Here is a 15,995-nt window from a genome sequence, read left to right as displayed (position 1 = left end):
AAACAATATGAAGTCACTCAACTCTGCTCTCTGTTTCGGCCTGCTTCCCGTGGCGGCCGCGCTGGCGCTGGCTGGCTGCACGGTGGGGCCCGACTACCACGGCGCGCCGCAGGCCGCACCGATCGCCGCGCAGGTGACCTCGTTCAATCGGGCTCCGCAGGGCACGGTATCGACGGCGCCTGTGGCTGCTCAATGGTGGCTCGCGCTCGATGACGCGCAACTGAACGCATTGATCGATACGGCGCTCAAGAACAGTCCCGATCTGCATGCCGCCGAGGCCCGCGTCCGCGAGGCGCGCGCCGGTCTCACAGCGAAGCAGCGCAACGAATTGCCCAAGGTTCAGGGTAGCGCCGCGTATTTGCGCACGCCTACCCCGGATCTGTCATCGCTCGAAGGCGGACAGAGTTCGTCCTCGAGCGGTAGCGGGCCGATCAGTTTTTATCTCGCGGGCTTCGATGCCAGTTGGGAAATCGACCTTTTCGGCGGCACGCGGCGGGCGATCGAAGCGGCGTCGGCAGAGGCGGATGCCTCGCAGGCCGATCTCGCCGATGCGCATGTGCAGCTCGCCGCCGAGGTGGCGCAGGCGTATGTCGGCTTGCGCGATGAGCAGCAGCGCGTGAGCATCGCCCACGAATCCGCCGAGCTTGAAACGCGCATTCTGACGCTGACCGAACAGCGCCGTGCGCGCGGCGTGGCCTCGGATCTCGATGTGGAACGGATCCGCTCGCAGGTCGAAAATACCCAGGCGAGCATCATTCCGCTCGACGCCCAGGTGGCCGAATCGCTCGACGAACTCGCCGTGCTCACGGGCCGCGAGCCCGGTGCGCTGGATGCCGAACTGTCGGCACAGAAGCCGCTTCCCACGTTGCCGGCGACGGTGGCGGTGGGCGACCCAGGGCGTCTGTTGCGTCAGCGTCCCGACATCCGCGCGGCCGAGCGGCGGCTTGCCTCGCAGAATGCGCAGATCGGCGAGCACGAAGCGGATTGGTTTCCGAAAGTCACGCTATTTGGCGACCTGAGCTTTAGCGCGTCCGAACCCGGTCATCTGTTTCGCAAAAGCAGTTACACGTGGGTTGCCGCGCCTTATCTGCAATGGAATGCATTCGATTTTGGCCGTGTGAAGGCGAGCGTCGATCAGGCAAAGGCCGGCCGCGACGAGGCCGAGGCGAAATACGAGAGCACGGTGCTGGGCGCGCTGAAGGACGCGGATGTGGCGCTCTCGCGCTACGGCCACGAACGCGACAACGCCGTGAGCCTTCGCGAGGTGGAAGACTCCGCTACGCACGCCGCGGTGCTGACCGAGCAGCGCTACCGCGCGGGTACGACCACGGCGCTCGATTGGCTCGATACCGAGCGAACCCGCTATTCGGCGGAGCAGAACCGCATTCAGAGCGAAGCGCAGTTAATCAAGGATTACGTGGCCCTGCAAAAGAGTCTAGGGCTGGGGTGGCAAACCCCCGGCTAGGCACCGCCGGCAGCAAACGCAGAACTCCGTTAGTCTTCTGTCTCGCCCACGTTATTTTTCTCACCAGGCGACAACGGAGGATTTATGGCATTAGCGTTACACGACATTCCCCTGAAAACGATCGACGGTCAGGACAGCAGCCTTGCCGACTATCGCGGCAAAGTCTTGCTGGTGGTCAATGTTGCTTCCAAATGCGGTCTCACGCCGCAATACAGCGGCCTGGAAAGTCTCTACCAGGCAAAGCACGCCGACGGTCTCGAAGTGCTGGGCTTCCCGGCTAACAACTTCAAAGGCCAGGAGCCCGGCAGCAATGACGAGATCGCCTCGTTCTGCTCCACGCAGTATGACGTGCACTTCCCGCTCTTCTCGAAGATCTCCGTGCTTGGCGAAGACCAGCATCCGCTGTACGCGGCGCTGACCGAAAAGCAGCCGGTTGCAACCGGTGATGGCCCGTTCCGCGAAAAGCTGAAGGGCTACGGCGTGAACCCTGAGAACCAGGCGGACGTGCTGTGGAATTTCGAAAAGTTTCTGATCAACCGCAACGGCGACGTAGTGGGGCGCTTTGCCCCTGACGTCACGGCTGACGACCCGCGTCTGCTGGCGGCCATCGACGCCGAACTGGCAAAGCACTAAACCCGGCGGTGTGATCCAGAGCTGTTAGCTGCAGCGGAAGTGTTCGATACTTTGGCCGGCCGCGACGGCCCGCTGCAGCCACTCCGGCAGATTGCCGCTACCGTTCCAGGTATTTCCCCAGGCGTCCCGGTACGCCACCGCCTGTTCGCTTTTCTGGTCGGACTCGAGAGACTCCGCGAGCGCCGGCAGCGTAATGCCGAATTCTTCCATGCGGTGGCGAATCCAGCGGATCAGACGTTCGCGCGCTTCGCCATCAAGTCGTTCAATCGTCGTGGACATGGTTTCTGATAGGCCAGGAAACGAAAGCGAGCGGGACGGTATCAATTGGTCCGCTTCGGTTGCGTGGCGATCTTGACCACCGCCGAGTCGAAGAAATCCTGAGCCTCTGCGAGTTCGTCCAACGCCTGTTCGAGCTGGCGAAGCGCAAGGGAGTGCTCGATGTGCCGGTTCTGCGGCACGTCCTCGCCTCTGACTACGCGAAAGGCAATATCTACTTGCCTGGTTGCACGAACGAATCGTTCGGCAGCATTTGCTTCACGTGAGTGCGCATGGGTCGACATAATAAACCTCCACTCTTTAAATCGAACTTCAAATCAAACAGGATGATTGTTCTCAGGGGCAAGGCGCAGGGACGTTACTCAGGGGTGACGTATTCTGGTCAGGTTCTCTGCGTTTCGAAATCAGGTGATGCGTGATGATGCGATGGTTAGCGCGCTGGCCTTGCATTGCAACTGGAAGCAAATAGTATGGCAGTCCCAGGCAACCTGCAGATGATGTTAATTACACCACTTTAATTGGCGATACGCCAGGAGAAAAGCCTGAGAACAGCGACCGGTTTGCATAGCTTGCCAGGAACCGCGTCCGCGCGCCAGGGGAATGTTGTTAAATATCACGCCGGGGTGTTAACTTCTTTGGATCGGTGTTAACTTGTTCAGTTCCATCCGCAGGATTCAGCGAGTCTTATTTTCGCGCGAATGGCCGGGTGCCATGTTGCTGTTAGTCGGTTATTCTTCCATCCGTATACGCCTATACAGGTAAAACCGCCATGGAACCGTACGACGACGAGCTCGAAAATTTTGCTGCGCATGGCGCACCTCCGTTACCTGCGGCAAGCAATCAAGGAATTGTGGAGCACGACGGTGCGCGAATCGCGTACTCGACCTACGGAACCGGCACGCCGGTGATTCTGCTGCATGGAGGCCTGGGCCACAGCGGAAATTGGGGCTGGCAGGTGCCTGCGCTGGTCGGCTCGGGATATCGCGCCGTGTTGATCGACAGTCGTGGTCATGGCCGCAGTACGCGTGATGCGCGTCCCTATTCTTACGAGTTGATGGCGTCCGATGTGCTTGCCGTCATGGACGTCCTGCAACTGAAAAAAGCTGCCATAGTGGGCTGGAGCGACGGCGCGTGCACCGCGTTGATCCTCGGCGCCAAAGCCCCTGAACGTGTTGCCGGCGTCTTCTTCTTTGGCTGCAACATGGACGCTACCGGCACGAAGAAATTCGTTATGACGCCGGTCATCGAGCGGTGCCTCGGACGCCATGCTGCGGACTATGCTCAATTGTCAGCCACGCCGGATCAGTTCGAGGCCTTTGTCGGCGCCGTCGGCGAAATGATGAAGACCCAGCCGAATTACTCCGCTAGCGACCTGGCGAAGATTCAAGTGCCAGTCGTGATCGTGCAAAGCGAGCATGATGAATTCATCAAGGCGGAACATGCGGAGTATCTGGCCCGCAGTATTCCGCGGGCCGAGTTGATCCTGATGCCGGGTGTAAGCCATTTTGCGCCGCTGCAAAGGCCCGCACAGTTCAACGATGTGATGCTCGATTTTCTTCGCAAGGTTCCGGCCTGACGCAAAGTGGCGCTCTGTGGCATGCTGGACGTATCGAGCTTTGCCGTGCCGCATACCGGGTTTAAAAAAACGCTGATCATGAAAAGCAGTCCGAACTCACCGATGAAGGAGCCTACGGTCCAGATCTTCTGGCGCGATGAAGCGCTGCCATTTATCGAAGCGCGTTCGGTCGAAGACGGTCGTAAGGTGTGCTATGGCAAGCATTCTCACGAAACGTTTTCGATTGGGGCGGTGACAGGCGGTCGTAGCACCTATCTGAACGGCAAGGTGGTGGAACGTGCGGGGCCGGGGTCAGTGGTGGTCATCAATCCGGAAGTAGTCCACGCCTGTAATCCGGACGGCGATCAACCTTGGTCGTACCGTATGCTTTATGTCGATGCCGCATGGCTGGGCAAGCTTCAGCGCGACCTCGGTGTTAGTCAGAGCGCCGATTTCCGCCCATTCTCATCTACGCTGACCACGCAGGCGGGTCTCTATGGCGGATTGAACGGTTTGTATGCAGCGCTAACCGATGAAGATTCGGACACTTTGCAAAAGCAAAGCGTTGCCGTCGATTTCTTTTCGGATCTGTATCGCGCGCTGACCCCTGCGCCGGTGCCGACCGGCAGCGTTAACCTCAAGCTCGCGCGCGCGGCCCAATACATCAGGGAGAATTGCGTTCAATCGCTGCGCCTGGATGAGATTTGCGCTGCGGCGGATCTCTCTGCCTCCTATCTGATTCGTGCGTTCAAGGAACGTTACGGCATGACGCCGCACGCATACCTGGTTAATTGCCGCATCGAATATAGCCGCTCGCAACTCAAACGCGGGCGAGCGATCGCCGAGGTAGCCGTTGAAGCTGGTTTTGCCGATCAGGCTCATTTACAGCGGGCGTTCAGGAAATTCGTCGCAGCCACCCCGGGGCAGTACAAGGGGTGAGCGCGACGCGCGTCGCCAACGCTTTTCAGGCTACGAGCAGATAGATAGCGCTTGCAACCAGCAGTAGCGCCATGATGCGATTGAATATCCGCACCCGGGCGGGATTGCGCAGATGCTGCCGCAGAAACGACCCTGCGTAGGCCCAGCAAGCGATGGACGCATAGCAGATCACGAAGTAAAGCGCGGTGAACTGCCAGATCAAAGTCCGGTCTCCGTTAGCTGCATAGGCGCCCATGCTTGCAATGGAGGCTAGCCATGCTTTCGGATTGAGCCACTGCATTGCGGCTCCAGACACCGCGGACGGCCCTCGCGCTGCCTTGGGCCGGTCCGCACCCATCTTTCCATCGTCGATGGCCAGCTTATAAGCCATGAAGAATAGAAACGCTACGCCCGCCCATTGGATGAATCGTGTCAACCACGGCCACTGGTCAAGCACGTCACGCAGTCCCAGGCCTATCAGCAGGAGCAGCAGCGTAAAGCCGACCGTCGCGCCGGTCACATGCCGCATGCTTGCCGCCAGTCCATAGTGGGCGCTGGTGCTGAGCGCGACGATATTGACCGGCCCGGGTGAAATTGATGCAGCGAGTGCAAACGCTGCCATGGAAAGAAAGATGCTCATGGGTCCCCTTGATACGTTCGATCTGAAGGCTCGAAGGTATCGGGGGAGGGGGGATGCGTATTGAAGAAAACTACCCTTTGGTGATTTTGTTGGGCGGATGGGCGGGATGAGTCAGTTGAGCGAGCTTAAGCCTAAGGCAGTTTGACAGCGTGCTGAAATGCCGGACGGGCGCAACAGCGGTCTAGCCAGTTCATCAGGTGCGGCCGCTTCTCCCGTTCGAAACGCCGCACCGTGCTGATGACGCTGGCGACGTTTAGATCGGCCACAGAGAACGCGGCTCCGACGAGCCACTCGGACCTCGCCAGCGCCGATTCCAGATGGTCCAGCGGATCCCGCATTTCGGCGGCGGCCGATGCAGCCAGCGAGGCATCGCGCGCCGCCTCAGGCAGCCAATAGGTGTGGGACGCCCACTGCGTATAAGCGGACTCGATCGCAGTCGCGACCCAAAGCGTCCATTGGGAGGCTAACGCCTGGTCTTTCATGCCTTCGGGCCAAAGCATGCCTGCCTTCTGCGCGAGATACAGGTTGATTGCCAGCGACTCCGCGAGGACGAACCCATCGTCGGAGATCGAAGGGATCGTACCGGCTGGGTTGATCAGGCGATATTGCGCGTTCTGCCGGCAGTCTCGCCAGTCGAGCGGATGGTGTTCAAACGCGAGACCAAGCTCGCTTGCCATCCAGAGAACGCGGAGTGCGCGCGAGCGGCTGGTGCCGAAAATGGTAAGTGACATGTGTCTTTGTACGCGACATGAATCGAGTTGATCGGTTGATGTCAGTATCGCATCGCACAGTCTGATACCCAATAAAGACTTCTACGAGTAGGTCTCGTCAAAGGCAGCGGACGACCACCTCTAGTGATAAAGGCCGCGATCGCATCAGCGCGGTCGCGGCCGTCATTCCCGCCAAGTCCAGAGCTTAGAAGTGCGTGTGCAGGCCGATGCGGACAACAGCCTGACTCGGGCTGTCCGATTCATCGCCCGAATCGTTCATGCCGTTGATTTGCGCATCCGCTCCCGAATTGGCCCGTTGATACACGCCAAGCAGGTACACGTCGGTGCGCTTGGAGAGCGCATAGTCGACGATGCCCGCGATCTGGTGAGCGTGGTTATTGTCGACGGTTTCATTGCCTTTCATGTACATGTACGACGCCCCTGCGCTCAAAGCCGGCGTGAAGTTATAGTGCGCGCCGAATGAGCCTTCATACACCGCGCCACCGTTGGCGGAATTGTGGACCGTGGTGAACAATGCGTTCGTGACCCAGCCACCGAAACGGTAGTGCGTGCCCAATCCCCAGTTACGCACGCTGACCTGCGGCGATCCCGCCGTGTAGTACTTGATGTTGGTATAAGCCGCGTTGGCACCGAACGATCCGGCAGCATAGTTAAGCGCGAAGCTCGTGGAGTTGCCCGCGCCGATCGACCCTGCCACACCACCAAAACCATACATCGCACCGGCGCTCAAGCCGGCAAAAACCGGTGAGACGTACTTGACCGAATTCGTTACGCGTTCGCCGGCCATGCGGTCCCAGTCGAAAGCTCCGGTGGCATTGCTCGGTAAGTCGAGCTTCGTGAACGGGCCTGCGCGGAAGTCGTAAAAATGCCCCGAGAGCTCCGCCGGATCATCGCCCGCAAAATACAGCGAGTCGGTCATGAAGTCGTACTGGTTGCCGGCGGTGACTTTACCGAATTTGTCGTTCACCAGTCCGACAAACGAAGTCCGGCTAAACAGGCTCGAATTCGGCATGAATGCACCGTTGTCGAGCTCGAACTGATCGACCAGTTCGAAGACAGCCTTGGTGCCGCCGCCGAGGTCCTCAACGCCGCGGAAACCCCAAAGATTCGGTCCATTGACGCCGTCGTCCATCTTGACGTTTCGTTTGCCGGACTCGTTGCTGACGTAGGTGACACCGGTATCGACCATGCCGAAGAGCGTGACGCTGCTCTGCGCGTGTGCTGCCGTCGTCGCGCAGGCAGCGGCGAGGATGGCTAACGTAATCTGTTTCTTTTTCATGCTTGAAGATCTCCTTGCGTGCTCTTAGTACTACAGATCGAATAAATTATTTCTTTATCTTTCTTGGGGAAAGCCGGTGAAAGGTCACTTTCTGGGTGACGAAGCGGATCGCGGCTCGCCTCAAGAGGCGAGCCCGGCGAAGAGCTCTTAGCGTGAAGACAAAAGGCTACCAGGCAAGCAGGCGGCGACGGTCTCGATGACTCGCCATTGATGTGTCGACATCCTGCGAGCGTCGATGAGCGCTGTGATGTCGATAAGTCCTGCAGCTAACATACGCATCCCCGAAATACTTTTCCGTATCCGATTCCATCGAATACGAATCATGATTTTGTTAGGAAGCGAAGATATCGAAAACTGACCGCGATCGGGAAGTGCGGGTTAACCACATTCGAAAGGCGAATAGAGGTTCACGATAGCTTTTGTGCTATGGATTGATGAAACAAAGAGAGGGCAAAGCGCCGTTGGGATAAGGGCTTAACACGGCGTCAGGGGCCTGGATGGAACAGGGACGCTGAGGATGAGTGATGACATGGCAATAAGCAGAAAAGATACTAAAGAAAAGAGATCGCAATCTTGTCTGCCCAACGGGATGAATGCAATTTTTGGTAAGGATTTTTCCACAATTACCTTAGGGATCCACAATGGTTTTGGCGTGCCGGTTCGCAACATAAAGCCTGACGCAAGCGGTCGCCCGTTCGATAGTTGCTGGACTCATCTGGGAGCGACCACTCTCCTGGCGCGCAATGCTCGTTAGCTGCCGACGTCCGTTGGTGGCGCGGAGACGATCGTTATGGAAAAACCGTCGTAACCTTTCGAGCCCACCGTTTGAACCGCCGTACTTTCAGTTCCCGGCATTGCGGTGAGCATGTGGAAAAACTCCCGCACGCCGAGCACATCCGGTTCGTTGTTCTGCGGGTCGACGAGCTTGCCGTCGCGCACGACGTTGTCCGCGACGATGACCGTTCCCGGCCGCGATAACCGCAGCGTGAGCCGCAAGTATTCGGGGTAGCTGCTTTTGTCGGCATCGAGAAAGATAAAGTCGAACGGAGGCGTCTTGCTCTGGATCATCTGCTCGAGACTTTCGGCCGCAAGACCGGTAATCACGGAGACCTTGTTTGCCAGTCCGGCAGCCGCGATATTCTTTCTCGCGACATCGGCATTGTCCGGGTTGGCTTCCAGCGAAATCATGCTGCCATCTTCGGGCAGCGCTCTTGCAAGCCAGATGGCGCTATACCCACCTAGCGTGCCGAGTTCGAGAATCCGTCGCGCGCCGTGTATCTTTGCGAGCAGGTTGAGAAACTTGCCCTGATTGGGCGCTACGTTGATGGCTCGCAGGCCTGCTTTGGTGCTGGCTTCCAGCGCGGCGTCGAGCGCCGTGTCAGACTTGACGAGTCCTCGAGAAAAGTAGTCGTCTACAGCGTTCCATGTGTCGGTAATCATCGAATTCTCCGTTCGTGAGATCCTGAACTTAACGTTTTGCTGTGTGCAGGGTAGTTTATCGGGGTATGACAGGCGAGGTTGGGAGGCATTCGCGGATGCTTTGCAACTGGGATAGAGTTTGGCAGACGCTGCATGCTCTACTTTTGGCCCACCGCGGTCGAACTTTGACGCATCCGAATAGACTGAAGAATAGCGGCGTTCGACGTTCCCCATCGCATCGAATAGATGCGCCCGCAACCTTCATCGTGGCGGATACCGACTAAAACTTGTCGCATCCAATTGATGCGTGACACCGTACGTAACCCAGGTAGAGGCATAACCTATCGAGGGCTTTACGGAACTGACGTCATGATCACGAACCCGATTGGCAACCCAAAAGTAACGATTCTCACCAGCCTGTTGTTGGGCGCTCTTGCGGTGGCAGCTTTTACGCTGGGTCAACGGAAAGGGGACCTGTTCGGGGATTCTGCCGTTTTTGAACGTCGCGACGTGCCTGCCGCCGACTCGCCAGTGGGTTCACGGCCGGCCACGCTGGCCAGCGGAAAGGTGTCGCTTGCGCCGGGCACGACTGCAGATGCCAGTCTGACCCAGGTTCTCGATGCGATTCGCGCGAGCCTGCAACGCAACGATCTTGGTTCCGCCAGGGTATTGCTGGGCGCCGAGCAGTCGCTTTACAAGGATGATCCGCGAATCGCAGCGCTTCAAACAGAATTGCAGGCGCGCGAAGGTGCCACGAATCATGCGCCTGCCGTGGTCGAAAATCCGCTCAGGTCGCCGGCGGCGCCGCATTCCGGCCGCCCTGCATGGCGGTCCGCGTCGCGAACCGGGCATGGCCGCACCGTCTCGCAACCGATTCAGGCAGATGCAGGTAGCGGGCCGCAATATGAACAGGGCAGGCATGCAACTGGCGTTGAAATCGCGCCGAACCCGAGCGTAAGCGCAAGGAACGATGCCTCTAGCGACGTCTCAAGCTCCGTTTCCGTCAATCAGCCAGTGACTGCCTCGCCGCCCAGGCCCGCGCAGCCTGTGGTCGATGCACCGCCCGTCACGCAATCTGTTGTGCTCTCTCCACCTGTCACGCAGGCCACGCAGACGACGCAATCCGACGCAAAGCCGGCCTCGCTACCGGCGGTGGCCAGTCAGGCCCCAAAGACGCGTGCCGAGGTTGAGATGGAAATTGAACGCGCCCGCACAGACGGCGCTTTGCCGCGTTTCGGCAACCCCGACCCTGCCGGGCCCGGCGGTGCGCCGAGCATGATCAGCCATCCGGTGGTGCTCAACTGGTAGTACGACGGCGCGCGTCGCCAGCGCAGCCTGTGCTGAACGGCGCCCGCATTGCGGCATATGAAGGTGGGCGCACGCCCGTTCGTATCCGTTAACACGTCCGCAACCCGCTCTATTCCCCTTCCCGATTTTTTCGCCCGCGGGTAGCGTTCGGGCGCACTCGTTCGTGCATTTCTCCGTTCGCCGGGAATAAACGCCGCGCAACTCGGGTTCTCCTTCGTGTAGGCCAACCCAAATTCACCGGAGTTCATCATGAAGAAGATCGCTTTTGCGGTGTTGTCTGTTGCTGTGCTTGCCTCGTCTAGCGCTTTCGCTGAAGGGAAGACACGTGCGCAGGTGTATCAGGAACTGATCGAGGCGCAACAGAACGGCCTCAACTACGTGACCGACTCTTCATATCCCGATGTGAGCCCGGTGTACGCGCAGGAGGTCTCCCGGTTGAGGCAACAGGCGATGGATTCGTCTGCAAACACCAGCAAGATCGTTGACGGTTCTACATATGGTAGCACTGTGAACTAAATGGCTGGAACCAGTTGGTGCAACAGATAGTTTTTGAAATCCTGGAATAACCGACGCAGTCTCGATGTTAACGTTGATGAGTAGTTGATGAATGCATCGCCATATTTCTCAACCAATTCAAACCCATATTAGTTAGGAGTTAGAAATGAAAAAGCTTGCCATGATCACCATGTCAGTTGCCGTCCTCGCATCGAGCGGCGTGTTCTCGAATGCCTTTGCGCAGGAAAAGACCCGTGCCGAGGTTCGTCAGGAACTGATTCAGGCGGAGAACAACGGCTCGCGTTTCGTGACCGATGCGTCATATCCCGACGTGAGTCCGGTCTTTGCGCAGCAGGTCGCTCACCTGAAGCAGCAGGACACCGGCGGCGTCGGTTCGGATACGTCGGGTACCAGCGCCGGTGGTCAACACAAGGGAATGAACAGCAATAAAACCGGTGAAGCGTGTGTGGGTCCGGTCGATTTCTGCACACCGTTTTTCGGCAGCTAAGGTCGTCGTCCGGTTGCCGTCCCTGTCTGGTCTCTCCCATTGAAGCAAGGAGATTTACATCATGAAAACGTTCATCAGTCTCACTCTCGCTGCCTGCGCATTCGCGAGCCCCGCGCTTAGCTTTGCGCAATCCGCCAACGCTCCGGTCACCCGGGCACAGGTATACACCGACCTCGTACGCGTCGAACAGGCTGGCTATAGTCCGGCTGCCGGCGACCCGAACTATCCGGCCGACATTCAGGCTGCCGAAGCGAAAATCGCGGCGCAAAACGGCGCAGCTGTCGCAAACAGTACTGCGGGTGATGCGGCCGAAGCGACCAGCATGGGCGTCCCGTCGTCGGGATCCAGTGAAAGCGGCACTCGTGCGCCGTTGAATGGTACGGGGAGCAATGCTGCATGCGTCGGTCCGGTCAGTTTTTGTTCGCTGTATTCCGGTGGCTAGGTTGAGTAAGCTATCGCGACCGGATCGCGCTAGCAGCGCAGTTCGACTTTGCCGGGTTTGCCGCACTTGCGCGTTTCACCCATCGCGATTCTCATTTCAGTTGTGATGCCGGTTCTGAAGCCCACTGCGGAGGCATTTTTAGATGAAGCCGATGGTCGGATTGCTCATACTTTTTGTGGCAGCGACGCTTGTCATCGTATTTGCCGGTTCCTATGGCGAGGGCGTGGTGCGGATGGCCGGCTATGTGGCGACGCTTGCGCTAGGCGGCGTGGTCGCGTTAATGGTGCAAAACTGGAAGAACCGTCGGCCAGGTACGCGCCCACCCCGTTAGATGATGGGCCGTTTGACCGGCTGGTTCGCTTGTGCCCGCAAGCACACACGTAAGACGTACCGGGCGGATGTCGTTTTTCCCTGTCTGCCCGATGAATCGGCATTTCGCTGCGTATCTTTCCCTCCCGTCTTTATCCCCTTGATTTCATGCCCGCTTATGCGGGCGTTGTGCCGTGCAGCGGCTTTGAAACGGTACGTTTTGCGACTTGGCCCGCATTTTGCAGTAAAGAGGCAGCCGCGAGAGTTAGCTCATCATTCAAGGAGGTTGCATGAACAAGGACCAGGTCAAAGGCACGGCCCAAAAGGTCAAGGGCAAGCTGAATGAAGCAGTCGGAAAGGCGACCGGCAACAGATCGCAGGAGATCAAGGGCGATTTGCAGCAGGTGGCCGGCGGGATCCGTCAGTCCTTCGGTAATGCGAAGGCGCGCATCAGAAAGACGGTCCGCTGATTCACTGCCTGAAGCTCGGGCGCCGCTTATCGGCAACTGCTGTTGCTGCCGTTCGCGGTGCGACCGACCGCGGCTTCACAACCACATCACATAACAAAGGAATCAACCATGCGTCGCCGACAATTCATCCTCTCGTCCAGTGTAGCGCTCGCCTCAACGGGTCTCGCGTTAGCTGGCTGCACGACGACTCCGCCGTCATCAGACACCGGCGCATCTTCCGATGCAGGCAAGCGTCAAACCATCAATGCGGGTGTCGATTCCACGCTGGCCCGTCTCTATGACACGGTGCATGGCTCGCATGAGCTCGTCGCCAAATCGCAGGGCGTACTGGTATTCCCATCGGTTATCGCGGCCGGCTTCTGGGTCGGCGGCCAATATGGCCAAGGCGCGCTGCGCGTCGCCGGACGACCCTCAGGCTATTACAGCATCGCTGCCGGTTCGTTCGGTTTGCAGATTGGTGCGCAATCCAAGGCGATCGTGATGATGTTCATGACGCAGGACGCGCTGAACAAATTCCGCGAAAGCCAGGGCTGGGCCGCAGGCGCCGATGCAACGGTGGCCGTGCTGAAGGTGGGCGCCAATGGCGATGTCGATACCTCGACTGCGACGAGCCCGGTGCAGGCTTTTGTGCTGACGAACGAAGGGCTGATGGCAGGTGTCTCGCTGGAAGGCTCGAAGATTTCACGGCTGATGATCTGACCATCTGACCTCGGCTTCGAGGGGAGGTGTCAGCAAAAACGGCGGGGCGATCACGATCGCCCCGCCGTTTTTTCATACTGCGGCTGCCTGGCCGCCTGCCTCGCCAGTTACTTGACCGAACGCGCCGCTTCGATAATCGCCGCTGCTGCTTAAGACGCCTTCGATAGCATCGCCGCGTGGCTCGCGTCCACCTTGACCACCGTCGCGCCGATCCGCTGCGTCATCGCTTCCTGCAGTTGCGGCGGGATCATGCGATCCTTACCGGGGGACGGCTGAGGCTGGCCGCGGCGCTGAAGGCGCCTTTGCGTTTTTGAACAGGTCGACACACCTATGGCAGACGTTTCAACAATCCGCTCGCTCGACGCCGTCAAGGCACTGGCGTTCATCGGCGATCTCAGCATGGGGCAGCCGACGGATCATTCGCTGCGCACCAGTTGGTTGGCCGCACGCCTCGCGGCGCAAGCCGGCTATGACCAGGCCCAATGCTGCGTGGTGCAGGAGGTATCGCTGTTGCGCTGGTCGGGTTGCACGGCCAATGCGGCGGGTTTCTCCGAGTGGCTCGGCGACGATATCGGCGGCCGCGAGGCGATGCTTGCCATGCGGCCAGGATGGGCCGGCGAGGCTGAAGCACACGGGAGCTTCGAGTCGACCATCCAGCCGCTCGCGCAGATCCATTGCGAGGTGTCGGGGGAAATCGCCCGCATGCTCGGTCTCGACGATATGACGCAAGCCTCCTTGCGGCACATCTTCGAAGCATGGGACGGTGCAGGGTTGCCCGAACGGCTCGACCGTAAGCAGGTGCCGGAGGCGGTATTTCTGGTCGCGCTCGCGAGCGATCTGGAGATTCTCAGCCGTGTGTACGGACTGGACGGCGCGCAAAAGCTGATCGCGCAGAAGGCGGGGCATCAGTACCCTGAGGAACTGGCGCGCGTCGCCTGTGCGCATGCAGCTGGATGGCTCGCCGAACTCGACCGGCAAACCGCGGTGGGCCGCGACGAACCGCTGGATGCGCTGCCGATGCGGCAGTCCACTGCGCCGGAGATCGTCGCCGACGTAATCGACCTGAAACTGCCATGGATGGCCGGTTACTCGCGGCGCGTTGCCGAGGCCGCGGCGGGATGCTGTGCGCAACTCGGCTTCGACGGCGAGGTCGGTCAACGCATCTATCTGGCCGGTCTGATTCACGGCATGGGGCGCATGGCGGTGTCGAACGCGATCTGGAACACGCCCGGGCGGCTCTCGCCCGCCGCCTGGGAGAAGGTACGCCTCGTGCCCTACTGGACCGCACGCGCCGGCAGACAGATCGGCGCGCTCGCGCGGGAAACGGAGCTTGCCTCGCACGCGTACGAGCGGCTCGACGGCTCGGGTTATTTCCGCAGCGCGGCTGGCGCGACGATCGGGCTGGAGGCCCGCGTGCTGGCGGCTGCGGCATGCTGGGTGGCGTTGCGCTCGCCGCGTCCGTGGCGCGCCGCTTTGTCCGTCGGTGATGCGGCTGCCTTGATCAACGAAGAGGTGGGTCAGGGGCGTTTCGATGCTGATGCGGTCAACGCGTTGTTGTCCTGCGAGCAGAACGCTCAGGAGCCGGGCGCCGCCGGAGGACGAGCCCGGCCGGCGCGGGTGTCGCTGCTTTCTCCGCGCGAATCCGAGGTTTTGCGGCAGATCAGTCTGGGCGCAAGCAACAAGGAAGTTGCCCGCGCCCTGCAGATGAGTCCAAGCACGGTGCGCACGCATGTGGAAAGCGTGTTTCGCAAGCTCGAATGCTCAACCCGGGCCGCCGCTACGTTGAAGGCGTCGACGCTCGGGTTGATCTGAGCACTGGGCGGTGCGCACCACGTGCTCACCGTGCACGGATAAAGCCCCTTATTTCGTCCCTTCCGGGAAGTCCGCGCCGACGGTGGTCGCTTCCCACGCGTCGAAATCGCTGCGCAGGAAATCGAGCTTCTTGCGGGCCAGTTCCAGCGCGGCCTTGCCGAGCAGCAGACGCAACGGCGGCGTGTCGGAGAGCGCAGCATCGATGATGGCCTGCGCGGCCCGTACCGGGTCACCCGCCTGATTGCCGCTGCGGGCGGCAGTCTGCTTGCGGCGCTCGCCGGCGGTGGCCGCGTAATCCTCGATTTGCGTCGCCGATTGTTTGATCGACGGCCCGGCCCAGTTGGTGCGGAACGGGCCGGGCTCGACTATCAGCACGTCGATACCGAGCGGCTTGACCTCGGTCGCCAGCGACTCGGAGATGCCTTCCACCGCGTATTTGGTGCCGTGGTAATAGCCGGTCGCGGCGAAGCTGGTGAGGCCGCCGATCGACGACACGTTGACGATCAGGCCGCTGCGCTGCTTGCGCATCACCGGCAACACGGCCTTGGTCGTGTCGACGAGGCCGAACACGTTCGCCTCGAACATCTCGCGCACGGCCGCGTCCTCGCCTTCCTCAATGGCGGCCAGGTAACCGTAACCGGCGTTATTGACGAGCACGTCGATGCGGCCGAAATGCTCTTTGGCCTGGGCGACGGTGTGGTCGATCTGGGCACGTTTGGTGACATCCAGCGGCAGCACGAGGGCGCGATCGCCGTGACCTTCGACAATGTCCGCGACTTTCGACGTGTCACGCGCCGTGACCACTGCACGCCAGCCGCGCTCCAGCACGAGTTTCGCCAGTTCGCGGCCAAAGCCTGTGGAACAGCCAGTGATCAGCCAGACGGGGTTGTCTCGATTCATCATTTGGGAAACTCCTGTTCGTTTTGCAAAGGCAAAAAGAGTGAAGCTGCCTGGCGGCGTGGTGCGCCGCGGGCAGCATAAGGGTGATGGTTGCTATTAGCGTGCCTGACCGGTTCGGCTCATCTTCGCCGGGTAC

The 15,995-nt window shown here is 59.9% G+C and carries 20 protein-coding genes; 13 read left to right on the top strand and 7 right to left on the bottom strand.

Annotation, left to right across the window (positions count from 1 at the left end; genetic code table 11):
• The first annotated feature begins 7 nt into the window (after window positions 1-7).
• Entirely contained in the window at window positions 8-1,465 is a 1,458-nt protein-coding gene (locus BUS06_RS20480; protein ID WP_074266282.1) for an efflux transporter outer membrane subunit, read from the top strand.
• 84 nt (window positions 1,466-1,549) lie between these two features.
• Complete coding sequence (locus BUS06_RS20475) at window positions 1,550-2,098, top strand: glutathione peroxidase (RefSeq protein WP_074266281.1); 549 nt, start codon at window positions 1,550-1,552, stop codon at window positions 2,096-2,098.
• A gap of 24 nt (window positions 2,099-2,122) precedes the next feature.
• Here the strand turns inward: BUS06_RS20475 and BUS06_RS20470 are convergent, their stop codons facing one another.
• Both BUS06_RS20470 and BUS06_RS20465 read right to left on the bottom strand, forming a co-directional pair.
• Window positions 2,123-2,377, bottom strand: coding sequence for an H-NS family nucleoid-associated regulatory protein (locus tag BUS06_RS20470; protein ID WP_074266280.1), 255 nt, complete (start codon window positions 2,375-2,377; stop codon window positions 2,123-2,125).
• Window positions 2,378-2,418: 41 nt separating this feature from the next.
• Window positions 2,419-2,658 carry a hypothetical protein gene (locus BUS06_RS20465; protein ID WP_074266279.1) on the bottom strand — a complete coding sequence of 80 codons (240 nt, stop codon included), beginning with the start codon at window positions 2,656-2,658 and terminating at the stop codon, window positions 2,419-2,421.
• Between the two features lie 485 nt (window positions 2,659-3,143).
• On the opposite strand from BUS06_RS20465, the gene BUS06_RS20460 reads away from it, so the two are divergent.
• Together BUS06_RS20460 and BUS06_RS20455 are read left to right on the top strand one after the other, a co-directional pair.
• Entirely contained in the window at window positions 3,144-3,950 is an 807-nt protein-coding gene (locus tag BUS06_RS20460; RefSeq protein ID WP_074266278.1) for an alpha/beta fold hydrolase, read from the top strand.
• A 78-nt stretch (window positions 3,951-4,028) separates the two neighbouring features.
• On the top strand, window positions 4,029-4,868 hold the full coding sequence (locus tag BUS06_RS20455) for an AraC family transcriptional regulator (protein ID WP_074269207.1): 840 nt from the start codon (window positions 4,029-4,031) through the stop codon (window positions 4,866-4,868).
• Between the two features lie 25 nt (window positions 4,869-4,893).
• Here the strand turns inward: BUS06_RS20455 and BUS06_RS20450 are convergent, their stop codons facing one another.
• The 3 genes from BUS06_RS20450 to BUS06_RS20440 form a co-directional block, all read right to left on the bottom strand.
• Window positions 4,894-5,487 carry a LysE family translocator gene (locus BUS06_RS20450; RefSeq protein ID WP_074266277.1) on the bottom strand — a complete coding sequence of 198 codons (594 nt, stop codon included), beginning with the start codon at window positions 5,485-5,487 and terminating at the stop codon, window positions 4,894-4,896.
• Window positions 5,488-5,618: 131 nt separating this feature from the next.
• Window positions 5,619-6,218, bottom strand: a complete 600-nt coding sequence (locus BUS06_RS20445) for a glutathione S-transferase family protein (protein ID WP_074266276.1) — start codon at window positions 6,216-6,218, stop codon at window positions 5,619-5,621.
• 184 nt (window positions 6,219-6,402) lie between these two features.
• Window positions 6,403-7,497, bottom strand: coding sequence for a porin (locus tag BUS06_RS20440; RefSeq protein WP_074266275.1), 1,095 nt, complete (start codon window positions 7,495-7,497; stop codon window positions 6,403-6,405).
• Between the two features lie 517 nt (window positions 7,498-8,014).
• Between BUS06_RS20440 and BUS06_RS37495 the strand changes: the two genes are divergently transcribed.
• Entirely contained in the window at window positions 8,015-8,251 is a 237-nt protein-coding gene (locus BUS06_RS37495; protein ID WP_143787622.1) for a hypothetical protein, read from the top strand.
• On the opposite strand, the gene BUS06_RS20435 is transcribed toward BUS06_RS37495, so the two are convergent.
• Window positions 8,248-8,937, bottom strand: coding sequence for an O-methyltransferase (locus BUS06_RS20435; RefSeq protein WP_074266274.1), 690 nt, complete (start codon window positions 8,935-8,937; stop codon window positions 8,248-8,250). The genes BUS06_RS37495 and BUS06_RS20435 overlap by 4 nt on opposite strands.
• 348 nt (window positions 8,938-9,285) lie before the next feature.
• Between BUS06_RS20435 and BUS06_RS20430 the strand changes: the two genes are divergently transcribed.
• The 8 genes from BUS06_RS20430 to BUS06_RS20395 all read left to right on the top strand — a co-directional run bounded on the left by BUS06_RS20430 (window position 9,286) and on the right by BUS06_RS20395 (window position 14,959).
• The gene (locus tag BUS06_RS20430) at window positions 9,286-10,224 is read left to right on the top strand and encodes a hypothetical protein (protein ID WP_074266273.1); all 939 of its coding nucleotides are present in this window, start codon (window positions 9,286-9,288) and stop codon (window positions 10,222-10,224) included.
• Between the two features lie 249 nt (window positions 10,225-10,473).
• Window positions 10,474-10,740: a DUF4148 domain-containing protein gene (locus BUS06_RS20425; protein WP_074266272.1), complete on the top strand. Its 267-nt coding sequence runs from the start codon at window positions 10,474-10,476 to the stop codon at window positions 10,738-10,740.
• 145 nt (window positions 10,741-10,885) lie between these two features.
• Window positions 10,886-11,227 carry a DUF4148 domain-containing protein gene (locus tag BUS06_RS20420; RefSeq protein ID WP_074266271.1) on the top strand — a complete coding sequence of 114 codons (342 nt, stop codon included), beginning with the start codon at window positions 10,886-10,888 and terminating at the stop codon, window positions 11,225-11,227.
• A 58-nt stretch (window positions 11,228-11,285) separates the two neighbouring features.
• Window positions 11,286-11,669: a DUF4148 domain-containing protein gene (locus BUS06_RS20415; protein WP_074266270.1), complete on the top strand. Its 384-nt coding sequence runs from the start codon at window positions 11,286-11,288 to the stop codon at window positions 11,667-11,669.
• A gap of 142 nt (window positions 11,670-11,811) precedes the next feature.
• On the top strand, window positions 11,812-12,000 hold the full coding sequence (locus BUS06_RS20410; protein WP_074266269.1) for a hypothetical protein: 189 nt from the start codon (window positions 11,812-11,814) through the stop codon (window positions 11,998-12,000).
• 268 nt (window positions 12,001-12,268) lie between these two features.
• The gene (locus tag BUS06_RS20405; RefSeq protein ID WP_074266268.1) at window positions 12,269-12,448 is read left to right on the top strand and encodes a CsbD family protein; all 180 of its coding nucleotides are present in this window, start codon (window positions 12,269-12,271) and stop codon (window positions 12,446-12,448) included.
• A 108-nt stretch (window positions 12,449-12,556) separates the two neighbouring features.
• Window positions 12,557-13,147 carry a BPSL1445 family SYLF domain-containing lipoprotein gene (locus BUS06_RS20400; RefSeq protein WP_074266267.1) on the top strand — a complete coding sequence of 197 codons (591 nt, stop codon included), beginning with the start codon at window positions 12,557-12,559 and terminating at the stop codon, window positions 13,145-13,147.
• Window positions 13,148-13,477: 330 nt separating this feature from the next.
• Window positions 13,478-14,959, top strand: a complete 1,482-nt coding sequence (locus BUS06_RS20395; RefSeq protein ID WP_074266266.1) for an HD domain-containing phosphohydrolase — start codon at window positions 13,478-13,480, stop codon at window positions 14,957-14,959.
• 48 nt (window positions 14,960-15,007) lie between these two features.
• Here BUS06_RS20395 and BUS06_RS20390 read toward each other — a convergent pair whose 3' ends face one another.
• Window positions 15,008-15,862 (bottom strand): oxidoreductase, encoded by an 855-nt coding sequence (locus BUS06_RS20390; RefSeq protein WP_074266265.1) that lies wholly within the window; start codon window positions 15,860-15,862, stop codon window positions 15,008-15,010.
• Window positions 15,863-15,995: the final 133 nt, after the last annotated feature.

Origin of the sequence: Paraburkholderia phenazinium (genome assembly GCF_900141745.1) — a bacterium.
In the GTDB taxonomy this organism is placed as follows: Bacteria; Pseudomonadota; Gammaproteobacteria; order Burkholderiales; family Burkholderiaceae; genus Paraburkholderia; species Paraburkholderia phenazinium_B.
The sequence above is the reverse complement of the archived record's forward strand: the minus strand, read 5'-3'. Positions and strand labels throughout refer to the sequence as shown.